Source organism: Mesorhizobium sp. M6A.T.Ce.TU.002.03.1.1 (assembly GCF_003997275.1).
Lineage (GTDB): Bacteria > Pseudomonadota > Alphaproteobacteria > Rhizobiales > Rhizobiaceae > Mesorhizobium > Mesorhizobium mediterraneum.
Genome location: NZ_RZTI01000001.1, coordinates 1 through 14,378 on the forward strand (window position 1 = coordinate 1; position 14,378 = coordinate 14,378).

Genomic DNA, 14,378 nt, shown 5'->3' on the forward strand with positions numbered 1-14,378 from the left:
GTCCTCAAGCCGGTCAGAATGTCGGACGCTCGCCGTGGCTGCAGCCGGTTATTGTTGATGAAAAGTCCGGCGAAATCGGTGACATTATCCAGGTACGAATCACGAAGACGGGTTACAACAGCCTGTTCGCCGAATTGGCCTGAAGGTCTCGGCAGATGAGGAGAGACGGTTGAGCGCTGCGGAAGTGAAGAACCTGCCCCAGAACCTACCATCGGGGGCTTCGGATATGGCGCACATCGTTCTGACTTTCGACAACAACAAGCTTGCCAGCGCCCTTTATGGCCAGTTCGACGAGAATCTGGCCAGGCTCGAGCAGAAGCTTGGCGTCGATATCCGATCCCGAGGCAACCAGCTGACCATCAAGGGCTCCGCCTCGGCCGCCGAGCAGGCGCGGCGCGCCCTGGATAATCTCTACGGCATTCTCCAGAAAGGCGCTGACATCGGCCAGTCGGACGTCGACGGCGCCGTGCGCATGGCGATCGCCGCCGACGACCAGCTGACGCTGCCGACGCTGGAGCGCAAGGGCAAGGTGTCCGCCGCCCAGATATCGACGCGCAAGAAGACGATCTATGCCCGTTCGCTCAACCAGGACGCCTATATGCGCGCGCTGGAGCGGTCCGAGCTCGTCTTCGGCATCGGCCCGGCCGGCACCGGCAAGACCTATCTGGCGGTAGCGCATGCGGCGATGCTGCTCGAGCGCGGCATGGTCGAGCGCATCGTGCTGTCGCGGCCGGCCGTCGAGGCCGGCGAGCGGCTTGGCTTCCTGCCCGGCGACATGAAGGAGAAGGTCGATCCGTACCTGCGGCCGCTCTACGACGCGCTTTACGACATGATGCCGGCCGACAAGGTCGAACGGGCGATTGCCGCCGAGGTGATCGAGATCGCGCCGCTAGCCTTCATGCGCGGCCGCACGCTGGCGCACGCCGCCGTCATCCTCGACGAGGCGCAGAACACCACACCGATGCAGATGAAGATGTTCCTGACCCGCCTCGGCGAGAATTCGCGCATGATCGTCACCGGCGATCCGACCCAGATCGACCTGCCGCAAAACACCAAATCGGGTCTGGTCGAGGCGCTCCGGATCCTCGACGGCGTTACCGGCATGGTGACAGTGCGCTTCAACGAAGGCGACGTCGTCAGGCATCCGCTGGTCGCCGAGATCGTCAAGGCCTACGACCGCGACGGCAAGCTGGCCCGGGGCCTGGGCACCGAAGGCTGATGTGAAGATGCGGCCTTATGGCTGAGGACAAAAAGTCTGTAGGCGGGGATCTTCCGGTTCCCATCGACATCGATATAGCGGTTGAAGCGGGCGACTGGCCCGATGCGGCCGCGCTGACGCGGCTGGTCGATCGCGCCGTTGCCGCTGCGTTTGCCGAAACCGGCGTGGCCGGCCGCTCCGAGCTCAGCATAGTCTTTTCTGACGATGCCCATATCCGCAGCCTCAATGCCGGCTGGCGCGGCAAGGACAAACCGACCAACGTCTTGTCTTTCCCGGCGTTTCCGCTCGCCAAGGGCGGTCCGCTGCCGCCCATGCTGGGCGACATCGTGCTGGCCGCCGAGACGGTCGCGCGAGAAGCCGCCCTGGAAGACAAGCCTGTCGAGAACCATATCATCCATCTCGTCATCCACGGCCTGCTGCATTTGCTGGGCTACGATCACGAGACCGACGCCGAGGCCGAGGAAATGGAAGCCAAAGAACGCGCAGCGCTTGCGAGGCTTGCCATTCCCGATCCCTACGCGTAACTAAAAAGATCAAATGACCGGACGACGATGAACGACAAACCAGAGACTGCCGCCCGCCCAGACGCCGGCAGTGCGACCAAGCCATCCGAACAGACGGAAGAGGGCTCTAGTCCGAGTACCACGACCGGCAGCTTCGCCAGCGAGCCATCGCCTGCCGGTCCTTCCCTGTTCGATCGCGTGCTCGGCCTGTTCAGGCAGCGCAACGGCACCAGCCTGCGTGAGGAGATCGCCGACGCGCTTGCCGAAACCGCGAGCGATGCTGGCGCCTTTTCGCCCGGCGAACGGGCCATGCTCAACAACATCCTGCGCTTGCGCGAGGTGCGCGTCGAGGACGTCATGGTGCCGCGCGCCGACATAGAGGCGGTCGAGATCACGACGAACCTTGGCGATCTTCTGGGACTGTTCGAGCAATCCGGCCATTCCCGCATGCCGGTCTATTCGGAGACGCTCGACGATCCGCGCGGCATGGTCCACATCCGCGACGTGCTCGCTCACATCACCAAGATCGCCCGCGTCAGAAAGGGCAGGACGACCAGGAAAGCCGCCGCCACCACGCTTCTCGATCTTGCCAAGGTCGATCTCGCGCGCACCATCGGCGACCTGAACCTGATCCGCCCGGTGCTTTTCGTGCCGCCGTCGATGCTCGCCTCCGATCTCATGGGGCGGATGCAGGCGATGCGCACTCAGATGGCGCTGGTCATCGATGAGTATGGCGGCACCGATGGCCTGGCCTCGCTCGAGGACATCGTCGAGATGGTGGTTGGCGACATCGAGGACGAGCATGACGAGGACGAGCCGATGATCACCCAGACCGGCGAGGGCGTGTTCGTCGTCGACGGCAAGGCCGAGATCGACGAAGTCACCAAGATGATCGGCGAGGATTTCGCCGCCGGCGAGCATGGCGAATATGTCGACACGATCGGCGGCATGATCTTCAACACGCTTGGCCGTGTTCCGGCCCGCGGCGAAGTGGTGCAGGCCATACCTGGTTTCGAATTCCTTGTGCTCGACGCCGATCCGCGCCGCGTCAAGCGCGTGCGCATCGTGGAGACCCAAAAGGGCGAGCGCCGCCGGCGCGCGGTGCGCGCCGAGCAGGCTTGAAGACGCCGCTCGCCCGATGACGGTCGACGATCCGTTTCAAGCACGCAACCCTGGGCTCGATCCCGCGAACTTCTGCACGGGTAATAAGCGGCCATTTGCCCGCCGTCTCAAAACGCTGTAGCGGAAACTTGTCCCGCGCCGTGCTATACTGACCAAGCCGACCTGCACTGCACCGCAGTTAGGGAAATGCCTACGGCGCGGACACCTGCGGGAGTCGCCAGTCCAGATCAGAAAATAAAATGACATGGTGGATGACATGTCCCTCGACGCCAATGATTTCGCTCAAGCAGTTGAAAAATACCACCTCGCTCTGGATGAGTTCATGAAAGGAAACCCCGCGCCTGCGAAGAAGCTCTTTTCTCAACGAGACGATGTAACACTGGGCAATCCCTTTGGCCCTTTCGCGCATGGACGGAAGCAGGTCGTTGAGACGATGGAGCAAGCGGCATCGAATTATAGGGACGGCGACGCTACCGGTTTCGAGAACATAGCGACATGTGTGACGTCTGAGCTGGCATACCTCGTCGAAGTAGAGCGGCTCAGGTCCAAGGTTGGCGGTCGCAGCGATGTCACGCCTCTTGCGTTACGCGTGACGAGCGTCTTTCGTCCAGAAGATGGTCTCTGGAAGATTGTGCATCGTCATGCCGATCCGATAACGACGGCTCAGCCGGCCAATTCGGTACTCCGCCGATAGGCGCGGTTGTGGTTTGGGGAGGCGGTCGATATCGCAAACCCTTGCTGCGGCAACGCGGCTATTCTTCATTCCGTTCTCGGCGAAGGTTGGCCCGCGTCATCGGGCTCGTAGCATCAGGCGTCCGCAAGGAGTCGTGAGCCGAATTCAATCCGGCACGTTGGCTGAAGCGGTGGCCGTTTGGAGCGCGGACCGCGGCCTGATAAATCTTGCTCCGTGATTCGCACGACTCGGAAGCATCGATGAAGCGCCTGGCCGGCCGGATAATTCTGCTGTGGGGCTGGCGCCGCGCGCTTGTGGCGTTTCTTGCCGGGGCGCTGGCGGTGCTTGCCCAGGCGCCTTACGATTTCTTCGCCGTCGGTTTCGTTTCGTTCCCGCTGCTGGTCTGGCTTCTCGACGGCGCGACCGGCGAAGCCTCCGATGGCTGGTTCCGGCGTTTGCGGCCTGCTTTCGCCATCGGCTGGTGGTTTGGCTTCGGCTATTTTCTCGCTGGCCTGTGGTGGATCGGCTCGGCACTTCTGGTCGAGGCCGACAGCTTCGCCTGGGCGCTCCCCTTCGCAGTGGTCGGAATTCCGCTGGCGCTCGCCTTTTTCTACGGCTTCGCGACAGCGGTTGCCCGGTTGCTGTGGAGCAACGACATCGGCCGCATCGCTGCCCTTGGCTTCGGCTTTGCCCTGGCGGAATGGCTGCGCGACTTTCTATTCACCGGCTTTCCCTGGAATGCCGTCGGCTACGCGGCGATGCCGGTGCCCTTGCTTATGCAGAGCGTGTCGGTGACCGGCATGGTTGGCATGAACGCGCTGACGGTCTTCGTCTTTTCATTGCCGGCCCTGCTTGCGGCGCGCCGGCATGTCCGCCTGGGGGCTGCACTGCTTGTCGTTCTCGTCTCGGCCCATGTCGGCTTCGGCTATATCAGGCTTGCTGCTCCGGAGAAGCCTGCGGAACGCAGCCTCGATGTCCGCATTGTGCAGCCGGCCGTTGACCTCAGCGAGAAGTGGGACGCTTCGGTGCCCGACCGGATCTTCGCCACGCTGATGGGACTTTCGGCCAAAGCGCCGGAGACTGGCCATGACAAGCCGCAGTTGATCCTATGGCCGGAGACCTCCGTGCCGTTCTTGTTCGCCCAGCGTCCCGATGCGCTGACCGCGCTGGGCGAGATGCTTGGCGACGGCCAGATGCTGATCGCCGGTGTTGTCCGGGAGGAGGGTGGCTCGGCGGCAAATGCCGACAGGCGGTATTACAATTCGGTGGTGGCGATCGACGACAAGGGTGAAATCGCAGATGCCGTCGACAAGGTTCATCTGGTGCCCTTTGGCGAATATCTGCCTTTTGCCGACCTGCTAGGCCGCTTCGGGCTCAAACAGCTTGTCGCCGGGCCGATGACCTACGCGGCGGGCAATGAGCGACATCCGATCGCGCTGCCCGGCGGCATCCGCGCGCTTCCGTTCATTTGCTATGAAGTCATCTTTCCCGATCTGGTGGCGGTTGACGCTACGTCAGCCGAGCTTATTGTGAACGTCACGAACGACGCGTGGTTCGGTGACACGCCGGGTCCATACCAGCATTTCAGGCAGGCGCAGATTCGCGCTGTGGAGAATGGGGTGCCCTTGTTGCGCGCAGCCAATAACGGCATCTCCGCTGTAGTCGATCCGCGCGGACGCATCCTTGACGCACTGGCGATCGACGCACGCGGAGCCATCGATGTCCATGTGCCGATTTCCAATCAGTCCGTCGTTTCTTCCAGCCAAAGGCGCATTAACGGACTGCTGATCATGTTGCTGCTTGGCCTGGCCGCTTTCGCATTGAATGTAAGGCAAAGGCTACGGGTGAATTGACAGTCGACACATTAGAAACTCATACTGTAACCGCCTGAAATTTCTCGAAGTCGGTACGTCGTTCTGTTGGGGCACTGGCCGCCGGCTTCGTTTGGGCAGAAAAACACAAAAAGCCGGAAAAATTCGGCGAGGAAAAAATGGCAGAAGAAAACAAGAAGAAGCCGAATCCTATCGACATCCATGTCGGAAGTCGCATCAGGCTTCGCCGCAATATGTTGGGAATGAGTCAGGAGAAGCTGGGCGAGAACCTCGGCATAACGTTTCAGCAGATACAGAAATACGAGAAGGGAACCAATCGCGTCGGCGCCAGCCGTTTGCAGGCAATAGCCTCGATACTCGGTGTTCCTGTCGCTTTCTTTTTCGAGGACGCGCCGGGCCAGGAGGCCGTGGGCAACCGCGGATTTGCCGAGGATGCATCAATGACTTTTGCGGTCGAATTCTGCGGCAGTCCTGAAGGGCTTCAACTCAACCGGGCCTTCGTCAAGATTGGCGACGTCAAGATACGCCGCAAGATCATCGAGCTCGTGAAGGCCCTTTCAACCGACGAGGTCGATTGATTGGGCCGATTGAGTTGGCAGGCAGTTTAAAGCCGGAAATGGCGAGGATGTCGTAGCCGGGCACGACCTCGCTGATCGCAGAATTTACATCCTGTAGGCAGGCCGGAGAGGAAATCGATTTTGCTCGACGCCCAACGTGTTGGAACTAAGCTCGCCGGCGGCATCCTGCCGCTGGTCGCAGTGGTGCAAGATAATAGCGCGATTTTCATGCCAGAATGGCCGCGCCGCTTGACGAGCGCCGCCCGGCACAGCTAACACGTGGCGCGCCAATCGGCAGCGTGCCGATATTTTTTCAAGAGGGGACACCCGTGACGCGGCAAAACTATTTATTCACCTCGGAATCCGTTGCCGAGGGTCATCCCGATAAGGTTTGCGATCGTATCTCCGACGAGATCGTCGATCTGGTCTATCGCGAGGCCAGAAAAACCGGCATGGACCCCTGGAAGGTCCGCGTCGCCTGCGAAACGCTGGCGACCACCAATCGCGTCGTCATCGCCGGCGAGGTGCGCGTCCCCGAGACCCTGCTCAAGAAGGACAAGGCCGGCAATATCCTGATGGATGCCGCCGGTCATCCGCTCGTCAATCCGGCGAAGTTCAAGTCGGCCGCCCGCAAGGCGATCCGCGAAATCGGCTATGAACAGGCCGGTTTCCACTGGAAGACGGCAAAGATCGAGGTTCTGCTGCACGGCCAGTCGCCGGATATCGGCCAGGGCGTTGACAATGCCTCCGACCGGCAAGGCGAGGAAGGGGCCGGCGACCAGGGCATCATGTTCGGCTATGCCTGCCGCGAGACACCGGATCTGATGCCGGCGCCGATCTACTACAGCCATAAGATCCTCGAACTGCTGGCCGCCGCACGCCATGAGGGCAACGGCGATGCCGGCCGGCTCGGGCCGGACGCCAAGAGCCAGGTCACCGTCCGCTATGTCGACGGCAAGGCGGCCGAAGTGACGCAAATCGTGCTGTCCACCCAGCATCTCGACGCCAGCTGGGATTCGAAGAAGGTCCGCAACGTCGTCGAGCCCTATATCCGCGAGGCGCTGGGCGAGCTGAAGATCGCCGACAGCTGCAACTGGTACATCAACCCGACGGGCAAGTTCGTCATCGGCGGCCCCGACGGCGACGCCGGCCTGACCGGACGCAAGATCATCGTCGATACTTACGGCGGTGCTGCGCCCCATGGCGGCGGTGCTTTTTCCGGCAAGGACACCACCAAGGTCGATCGTTCCGCAGCCTATGCGGCACGCTACCTGGCCAAGAACGTGGTGGCGGCGAAGCTCGCCGATCGCTGCACCATCCAGCTTTCCTATGCCATTGGCGTCGCCCAGCCGCTGTCGGTCTATGTCGACCTGCACGGCACCGGCAAGGTCGATGAGGCGAAGCTCGAGCAGGCGCTGCGCACCGTGATGGACCTGTCGCCGTCCGGCATTCGCCGTCACCTCGATCTCAACAAGCCGATTTATGCCAAGACGTCCTCTTATGGCCATTTCGGCCGCAAGGCCGGCCGCGACGGGTCCTTCTCCTGGGAAAAGACCGACCTCGCCAAGGCGCTCAAGGATGCACTCGCCGAAGCGCCCGCCGAAGCAGTCGCGGCCTAGCCGCGGCGTCCATAGATCCGAAAGACGTGGATCCGAAAGACCGGCCAAGCCGTGCGACCGAAGCATTTTTCGGTCGCCGGCGCGGCAAGACCATCCGTCCGCAGCAGGCGGCGGCACTGGAAAGCGGCTTCCGCACCTACCGGCTCGATCTGATGGCCGGACCGCCGGCCGAACTGCGCAGCCTGTTCGAAGCGGATGTCTGCGCCATTCATCTCGAGATTGGTTTCGGCGGCGGCGAGCACCTGCTGCATCGGGCGACGGCAGCTCCTGAGACCGGCTTTATCGGCGTCGAGCCTTTCGTCAACGGCATGGCCAAGATGATGATGGCGGTCAGGGAACGGCCGCTGGCCAATCTTCGGGTCTATGACGACGATGCCACGCGCCTGCTCGACTGGCTCCCGCAAGCCTCGCTCGACGGCATCGACCTTCTCTATCCCGATCCCTGGCCGAAAAAGAAACACTGGAAGCGCCGCTTCGTCAGTCCGGTCAATCTCGACCGTTTCGCGCGCGTCCTGAAGTCAGGCGGAAAATTCCGCTTTGCGTCCGATATCGATAGCTATGTGAACTGGACGCTGCTGCACTGCCGGGCGCATGATGCGTTTGAATGGCAGGCTGAAGAGGCAGCCGATTGGCATCGGCCCTATGAGGGTTGGCCGGGTACGCGCTACGAGGCGAAGGCCATTCGCGAAGGCCGTCGGCCTGCCTATCTCACCTTCGTCCGAAGATAGGCGACCAAGTTAAGCAGCGCCCCATCGCGCGCTTTGCCGTCGACGAGGACCAAGGACGTCCTCGTCCTGCTTCGCAGGTCTTAGAAGCGGCCGATCTTGTCGAAGGCGGCCGGATCCACGCCGAGATTGCGCAGATCGTGCGCGCGCGGCTTGCGGCCGGCTTCGACGGCGTGCGAAGCGGCGACGGCGCTGCCGAACACAGTGAAGAAATCGCCGATGGCCGAGAAAACCTTGCGGTTGGTCATGATTATGCCCTTTCGCCTGCTGCAATGTGACTGAATTTGTGCAGCGCAACATAGATAGGCGCGTATTGCCTGATATCACAGGGACGTTGCCGCATGGCCGCCATGCGTCCTGTGCAACGCTGCTGCCTCCTCACGGAGACAGAAAACCGGACAACTGGTGTGCTACCTAATCCGGGCAACTCGTCTGCTTACGACAGACCCCGCATGCGGACTTGAAACGACGGCCGCGATCGTCTATATCAAGCTCAAATTCTTGGTCGGTATGGCGAAGAGTGGGTCCACCCGGTCCCGCTCTTTTTTGTTACCTTCCGACCGCCAATGAAGCGACAGGAATAGAATGACCGCAACGGCGACCGACAGCGACGACCGCATCATCCGCGAAAGCGGCATCGATGCGCGCGTCGCGCTGATCGTGCAGCCGGTGCTGCGTGCCATCGGCTTTCGCCTTGTCAGGGTGCATCTGACGGGCCAGAACGGGCTGACGCTGCAGATCATGGCCGAGCGCGAGGACGGCACCATGACCGTCGAGGATTGCGAAGAGGTCAGCCGGGCAGTGTCGCCGGCCCTCGATGTCGATGATCCGATCGAAAAGGCGTATCATCTCGAAGTGTCGTCGCCGGGTATCGACCGGCCGCTGGTCCGCAAGTCGGATTTCGCGACCTGGACGGGCCATCTGGTGAAGATGGAAACGTCGGTCCTTGTCGCCGACCGCAAGCGCTTCAAGGGCAAGATCGCCGAGAGCGATGCGGACGGCGTGCTGATCGAGCGCGACAAGGCGGCCTATGGCGAGGAGCCGACGGTGCGCGTGCCCTACGATGCGATTGCAGAAGCGCGGCTGATCCTGACCGATGACCTTATCCGCGATGCGCTGTCGAAGGACAACAGGGCGCGCAAGGAAGCCAAGAAGCGCCGCGGCGAACCCGAAGACGCGCCAGAGGGCGTAGAAGCGGGCGCGGAAGACGAAACCGAACAGGAAATGTGATTGGGCTGCCGGGCGCAAAGGCTCGGCAACAAGCTCGGGAGAAAAAAGATGGTTGTAAGCGCCAACAGGCTTGAACTGCTGCAGATCGCCGACGCGGTCGCGCGTGAAAAGTCGATCGACAAGTCGATCGTCATCGCCGCCATGGCCGATGCGATCCAGAAGGCGGCGCGCTCGCGCTATGGCCAGGAAACCAACATCCGTGCCGACATCAATCCGAACACCGGCGAGATGAAGCTGCAGCGGCTGATGGAAGTGGTCGAGAAGGTCGACGACTATGCGACGCAGATCGCCATTTCCTCGGCGCGCGAGCGCAATCCCGACGCCCAGCTCGGCGACTTCATTGCCGAGCAGCTGCCGCCGATGGATTTCGGCCGCATCGCCGCCCAGTCGGCCAAGCAGGTCATCGTCCAGAAGGTGCGCGAGGCCGAGCGTGACCGCCAATATGACGAGTACAAGGACCGCATCGGCGAGATCGTCAACGGCACCGTCAAGCGCGTCGAATACGGCAATGTCATCGTCGATCTCGGCCGTGGCGAGGCGATCATCCGCCGCGACGAGCTGATCCCGCGCGAAAACTACAAATATGGCGATCGCGTCCGCGCCTATGTCTACGATGTGCGCCGCGAGCAGCGCGGTCCGCAGATATTCCTGTCGCGCACCCATCCGCAGTTCATGGCGAAGCTGTTCACCATGGAAGTGCCGGAAATCTACGACGGCATCATCGAGATCAAGTCGGTCGCCCGCGATCCGGGCTCGCGCGCCAAGATCGCCGTCATCTCGCGTGACAGTTCCATCGATCCGGTCGGCGCCTGCGTCGGCATGCGCGGCAGCCGCGTTCAGGCGGTGGTCGGCGAATTGCAGGGCGAGAAGATCGACATCATTCCGTGGTCGCCTTCGGCCGCTTCCTTCATCGTCAACGCGTTGCAGCCGGCGGAAGTCGCCAAGGTCGTGCTCGACGAGGACGCCGAACGCATCGAGGTCGTGGTGCCGGACGACCAGCTGTCGCTGGCTATCGGCCGCCGCGGCCAGAACGTCCGGCTTGCCTCGCAGCTCACCGGCTGGGATATCGACATCCTGACCGAGCAGGAAGAGAGCGAGCGCCGCCAGAAAGAGTTCGTCGAACGCTCGGCGCTGTTCATGGATGCGCTCAACGTCGACGAGATGGTCGGCCAGGTGCTCGCCTCCGAAGGCTTCACCAGCGTCGAGGAAGTCGCCTATGTCGATGCCGACGAGATCGCGTCGATCGACGGCTTCGACGAGGACACCGCCTCGGAAATCCAGGCCCGCGCCCGCGAGTATCTGGAGAAGATCGAAGCCGAGCATGACGAGAAGCGCAAGGCGCTGGGGGTCGAGGACGAGCTGCGTGAGATCCCTGGCGTGACCACCGCCATGATGGTGACGCTCGGCGAGGACGGCGTGAAGACGATCGAGGATTTCGCCGGCTATGCGGCCGACGACCTGACCGGCTGGAAGGAACGCAAGGACGGCGAGACGAAGGTGTTCCCCGGTGTGCTCGCCAGTCACGGCGTGTCGCGCGCCGATGCCGAGCAGATGGTTCTGGCTGCCCGCCTCAAGGCCGGCTGGATCACCGAAGACGAGCTTGTAGCCGAAGACGTGCCGGCTGACGAAGCCGTTGGTGCGTGAGGTGAAACCGCATCGCACACAACCCGCCCTTGGACGAGATGAACGATCGCACTTGCATCGTCACACGCAGACAGGCCGAACCGGATGAACTGATCCGTTTCGTCGTCGGCCCGGATTCGGCCGTCGTTCCGGATATCAAGAAAAACCTGCCCGGCCGCGGTTGCTGGGTGACGGCCGACCGCCTACATATCGACAAGGCGGCAGCGAAAAACCTGTTCGCTCGCGCCTTTAAGGCGCAGGTGATCGTGCCGACCGATCTCGGCGGCATGGTCGACGGGCTGCTTTCCAGATACGCTCTGGGCATGCTCGGTCTTGCCCGCAAGGCAGGCGCGATCGCGCTCGGCGCCACCAAGGTTGAGAGCGCGGTGCGTGGTGGGCTGGCGCTTTTCGTGTTGCATGCGACCGAGGCGTCAGATGACGGCGTCCGCAAGATCAGCCAGGCGCGACGGGCAACCGTCCACCTTGGTGGCCCCGCCATCCTTGCCTACAAACTTTTCTCCGAGGCCGAGTTGAGCTTGGCATTGGGGGGTACAAATGTGATACATGCTGCCGTTCTCGCGGGAGACGCGGGCAGGGCGGTCCAGAAGCGCATGGTTGCGCTCGACCGGTATCGGGGCGGTTCCCCGGACGATCTGGCAATGCTTGCGGCCGTTGCTGACGAAGATGATGCCGCAGAGGATATGGAATGAGCGATACGAAATCGGGCGACGACAAGACGTTGAGTGTGACGCCGAAGAAGACCTTGACGCTGAAGCGCCCCGGTACTGAACAGGGCACCGTGCGCCAAAGCTTCTCGCATGGCCGCACCAAGGCGGTCGTGGTCGAGACCAAGAAGCGCAAGTTCTCGCTGCCCGGCGACAAGCCGGAGCCGGCTGCTGCCCCTGTGTCAGTCTTCACGCCGAAGCCGCCGGTCGCGGCAGCGCCCGTTGTGCAGGAAGCGCCCAAGGCGCCGCCGCCTCCGCCGCCTGTCGAGCGCGGCGGCATGGTGCTGAACGAATTGTCGCGCAATGAGATGGAGGCGCGCCGCCGGGCCCTTGAGGGCTCGAAGGTCCGCGACGTCGAGGATCGCCAGCGCGCCATCGACGAGGCCAAGCGCCGCGCCGAGGATGAAGAGCGCCGCCGCCGCGAGCGCGAGGAATCCGCGCGCCGCCAGGCCGAGGAAGAGGCTCGGCTGCAGGCTGAGGCCGAGTCCCGCCGGCGTGCCGAGGAAGAGGCGCGTCGCCGCGCGCCGCTGGCCGCCGAACTGGCGACAGTCGACGACGAGGACATCAAGCCGAAGCGGACCGGCGCCGGTGCCCCGGTGCGCCGTCCGGTCACGCCCGAAGTGGCGCGTCCGGCCAAGCCGACCAAGGGCGAGGAAGATCGCCGCCGCGGCAAGCTGACGCTGAACGCCGCACTTTCCGATGAGGATGCGCGTGCGCGTTCGCTGTCGTCGATGCGTCGGCGCCAGGAGAAATTCAAGCGCGCGCTGCATAACGAACCGCGCGAGAAAGTCATGCGCGAAGTGATACTGCCCGAAACCATCACCATCCAAGAACTGGCGCAGCGCATGTCCGAGCGCGCCGTCGATGTGGTCAAGTTCTTCATGAAACAGGGCCAGATCCTGAAGCCGGGCGACGTCATCGACGCCGACACGGCCGAGCTGGTCGCCACCGAATTCGGCCACACGGTTCGCCGCGTCGCCGAGTCCGACATTGAGGAAGGCCTGTTCAACATCGCCGATCGCCCAGAAGATCTGGAATCGCGGCCGCCGGTGGTGACGATCATGGGCCATGTCGATCACGGCAAGACGTCGCTGCTCGATGCTATCCGCAACGCAAATGTCGTGTCCGGCGAGGCTGGCGGCATCACCCAGCATATCGGCGCCTATCAGGTCGAGAAGAACGGTCACAAGATCACCTTCATCGACACGCCCGGCCACGCCGCCTTCACGGCGATGCGCGCCCGCGGCGCCCAGGCGACTGACATCGCCATCCTCGTGGTGGCGGCCGATGACAGCGTGATGCCGCAGACGATCGAATCGATCAGCCATGCCAAGGCGGCCGGCGTCCCGATCATCGTGGCGATCAACAAGATCGACAAGCATGACGCCGACCCGCAGAAGGTGCGCTCTGAGCTGCTGCGCCACGAAGTCTTCGTGGAATCGATGGGCGGCGAGGTGCTGGATGTCGAAGTGTCGGCGACCAAGGGCACCAATCTCGACAAGCTGCTCGAAGCGATCCTGCTGCAGGCCGAAATCCTCGACCTGAAGGCCAATCCGGACCGCACCGCCGAGGGCGTCGTCATCGAAGCCCAGCTCGACAAGGGCCGCGGTCCCGTCGCCACGGTGCTGGTCCAGACAGGCACGCTGATGCCCGGCGACATCCTCGTTGCCGGCAACGAATGGGGCCGGGTGCGTGCGCTGGTCAACGACCGCGGCGGGCAGATCAAGGAAGCGCCGCCGGCAATGCCGGTGGAGGTGCTTGGTCTGCAGGGAACACCGCAGGCCGGCGACCGTTTCGCCGTCGTCAACAACGAGGCCCGTGCCCGCGAGATCACCGAATACCGCCAGCGTCTGGCGCGCGAGAAGGCGGTGGCCAAGCATGCCGGCCAGCGTGGGTCGCTCGAACAGATGATGTCGCAGCTGCAGACGAGCGGGCTGAAGGAATTCCCGCTGGTCATCAAGGGCGACGTGCAGGGCTCGATCGAGGCGATCAACGCGGCGCTGGACAAGCTCGGCACCGACGAGGTGCGTGCGCGCATCGTCCATGCGGGCGCCGGCGGCATCACCGAAAGCGATGTGTCGCTGGCGGAAACCTCGGGTGCTGCGATCATCGGCTTCAACGTCCGCGCCAATGTGCAGGCGCGCGCGGCTGCCGCGGCGGCAGGCATAGAGATCCGCTACTATTCGATCATCTACAATCTCGTGGATGACGTGAAGGCTGCGCTCTCCGGCCTGCTTTCGCCGGAGCGTCGCGAGACCTTCATCGGCAATGCGGAGATCCTCGAGATCTTCGACATCACCAAGGTCGGCAAGATCGCCGGCTGCCGTGTCACCGAAGGCAAGGTCGAGCGCGGTGCGGGCGTTCGCCTGATCCGCGATAACGTCGTCATCCACGAAGGCACGCTGAAGACCCTGAAGCGCTTCAAGGACGAAGTTGCGGAAGTCCCAGGTGGCCAGGAATGCGGCATGGCCTTCCAGAACTACGAAGACATGCGCGTCGGCGACGTCATCGAGTGCTTCCGCGTCGAGATGGTGACCAGGACGCTCTGAG

The 14,378-nt window shown here is 63.0% G+C and carries 14 protein-coding genes; 13 read left to right on the forward strand and 1 reads right to left on the reverse strand.

Features of this window, described 5'->3' with window-relative positions; genetic code table 11:
- The 9 genes from EOC93_RS00005 to trmB form a co-directional block, all read left to right on the forward strand.
- On the forward strand, positions 1-143 hold a 143-nt coding region (locus EOC93_RS00005), incomplete at its 5' end, for a TRAM domain-containing protein (protein ID WP_127203535.1).
- Positions 144-169: 26 nt separating this feature from the next.
- Positions 170-1,219 (forward strand): PhoH family protein, encoded by a 1,050-nt coding sequence (locus tag EOC93_RS00010; RefSeq protein ID WP_095487850.1) that lies wholly within the window; start codon positions 170-172, stop codon positions 1,217-1,219.
- A 17-nt stretch (positions 1,220-1,236) separates the two neighbouring features.
- Positions 1,237-1,743: an rRNA maturation RNase YbeY gene (gene ybeY / locus EOC93_RS00015; RefSeq protein WP_095487852.1), complete on the forward strand. Its 507-nt coding sequence runs from the start codon at positions 1,237-1,239 to the stop codon at positions 1,741-1,743.
- A gap of 27 nt (positions 1,744-1,770) precedes the next feature.
- Positions 1,771-2,844 carry a hemolysin family protein gene (locus EOC93_RS00020; protein WP_095487854.1) on the forward strand — a complete coding sequence of 358 codons (1,074 nt, stop codon included), beginning with the start codon at positions 1,771-1,773 and terminating at the stop codon, positions 2,842-2,844.
- 256 nt (positions 2,845-3,100) lie between these two features.
- Entirely contained in the window at positions 3,101-3,538 is a 438-nt protein-coding gene (locus tag EOC93_RS00025) for a nuclear transport factor 2 family protein (protein WP_127203536.1), read from the forward strand.
- A gap of 239 nt (positions 3,539-3,777) precedes the next feature.
- Complete coding sequence (lnt, locus tag EOC93_RS00030; RefSeq protein ID WP_127203537.1) at positions 3,778-5,370, forward strand: apolipoprotein N-acyltransferase; 1,593 nt, start codon at positions 3,778-3,780, stop codon at positions 5,368-5,370.
- A gap of 137 nt (positions 5,371-5,507) precedes the next feature.
- Positions 5,508-5,927: a helix-turn-helix transcriptional regulator gene (locus EOC93_RS00035; protein WP_095487857.1), complete on the forward strand. Its 420-nt coding sequence runs from the start codon at positions 5,508-5,510 to the stop codon at positions 5,925-5,927.
- Between the two features lie 308 nt (positions 5,928-6,235).
- Positions 6,236-7,525, forward strand: a complete 1,290-nt coding sequence (gene metK / locus EOC93_RS00040; RefSeq protein WP_095488070.1) for a methionine adenosyltransferase — start codon at positions 6,236-6,238, stop codon at positions 7,523-7,525.
- 26 nt (positions 7,526-7,551) lie between these two features.
- A complete protein-coding gene (gene trmB, locus EOC93_RS00045) occupies positions 7,552-8,253 on the forward strand; it encodes a tRNA (guanosine(46)-N7)-methyltransferase TrmB (protein WP_095487859.1) in 702 nt (233 codons plus the stop codon).
- Between the two features lie 80 nt (positions 8,254-8,333).
- Here the strand turns inward: trmB and EOC93_RS00050 are convergent, their stop codons facing one another.
- The gene (locus EOC93_RS00050; protein ID WP_095487861.1) at positions 8,334-8,498 is read right to left on the reverse strand and encodes a hypothetical protein; all 165 of its coding nucleotides are present in this window, start codon (positions 8,496-8,498) and stop codon (positions 8,334-8,336) included.
- 337 nt (positions 8,499-8,835) lie between these two features.
- Between EOC93_RS00050 and rimP the strand changes: the two genes are divergently transcribed.
- The 4 genes from rimP to infB are packed head-to-tail and all read left to right on the forward strand — an operon-like array spanning position 8,836 to position 14,377.
- Positions 8,836-9,480, forward strand: coding sequence for a ribosome maturation factor RimP (rimP, locus tag EOC93_RS00055; protein ID WP_095487863.1), 645 nt, complete (start codon positions 8,836-8,838; stop codon positions 9,478-9,480).
- 48 nt (positions 9,481-9,528) lie between these two features.
- Complete coding sequence (gene nusA, locus EOC93_RS00060) at positions 9,529-11,124, forward strand: transcription termination factor NusA (RefSeq protein WP_095488072.1); 1,596 nt, start codon at positions 9,529-9,531, stop codon at positions 11,122-11,124.
- Positions 11,125-11,162: 38 nt separating this feature from the next.
- Positions 11,163-11,813, forward strand: coding sequence for an RNA-binding protein (locus EOC93_RS00065; RefSeq protein WP_095487865.1), 651 nt, complete (start codon positions 11,163-11,165; stop codon positions 11,811-11,813).
- On the forward strand, positions 11,810-14,377 hold the full coding sequence (gene infB / locus EOC93_RS00070; RefSeq protein ID WP_095487867.1) for a translation initiation factor IF-2: 2,568 nt from the start codon (positions 11,810-11,812) through the stop codon (positions 14,375-14,377). The genes EOC93_RS00065 and infB overlap by 4 nt, the downstream gene beginning before the upstream one ends.
- Position 14,378 lies beyond the last annotated feature (1 nt).

What these genes read in the sequence shown, in the direction of transcription:
- ybeY (WP_095487852.1), top strand. Translation starts at nt 1,237, where the DNA reads ATGGCTGAGGACAAAAAGTCTGTAGGCGGGGATCTTCCGGTTCCCATC.
- EOC93_RS00020 (WP_095487854.1), top strand. Translation starts at nt 1,771, where the DNA reads ATGAACGACAAACCAGAGACTGCCGCCCGCCCAGACGCCGGCAGTGCG.
- EOC93_RS00025 (WP_127203536.1), top strand. Translation starts at nt 3,101, where the DNA reads ATGTCCCTCGACGCCAATGATTTCGCTCAAGCAGTTGAAAAATACCAC.
- lnt (WP_127203537.1), top strand. Translation starts at nt 3,778, where the DNA reads ATGAAGCGCCTGGCCGGCCGGATAATTCTGCTGTGGGGCTGGCGCCGC.
- EOC93_RS00035 (WP_095487857.1), top strand. Translation starts at nt 5,508, where the DNA reads ATGGCAGAAGAAAACAAGAAGAAGCCGAATCCTATCGACATCCATGTC.
- EOC93_RS00050 (WP_095487861.1), bottom strand. Translation starts at nt 8,498, where the DNA reads ATGACCAACCGCAAGGTTTTCTCGGCCATCGGCGATTTCTTCACTGTG.
- rimP (WP_095487863.1), top strand. Translation starts at nt 8,836, where the DNA reads ATGACCGCAACGGCGACCGACAGCGACGACCGCATCATCCGCGAAAGC.
- nusA (WP_095488072.1), top strand. Translation starts at nt 9,529, where the DNA reads ATGGTTGTAAGCGCCAACAGGCTTGAACTGCTGCAGATCGCCGACGCG.
- EOC93_RS00065 (WP_095487865.1), top strand. Translation starts at nt 11,163, where the DNA reads ATGAACGATCGCACTTGCATCGTCACACGCAGACAGGCCGAACCGGAT.
- infB (WP_095487867.1), top strand. Translation starts at nt 11,810, where the DNA reads ATGAGCGATACGAAATCGGGCGACGACAAGACGTTGAGTGTGACGCCG.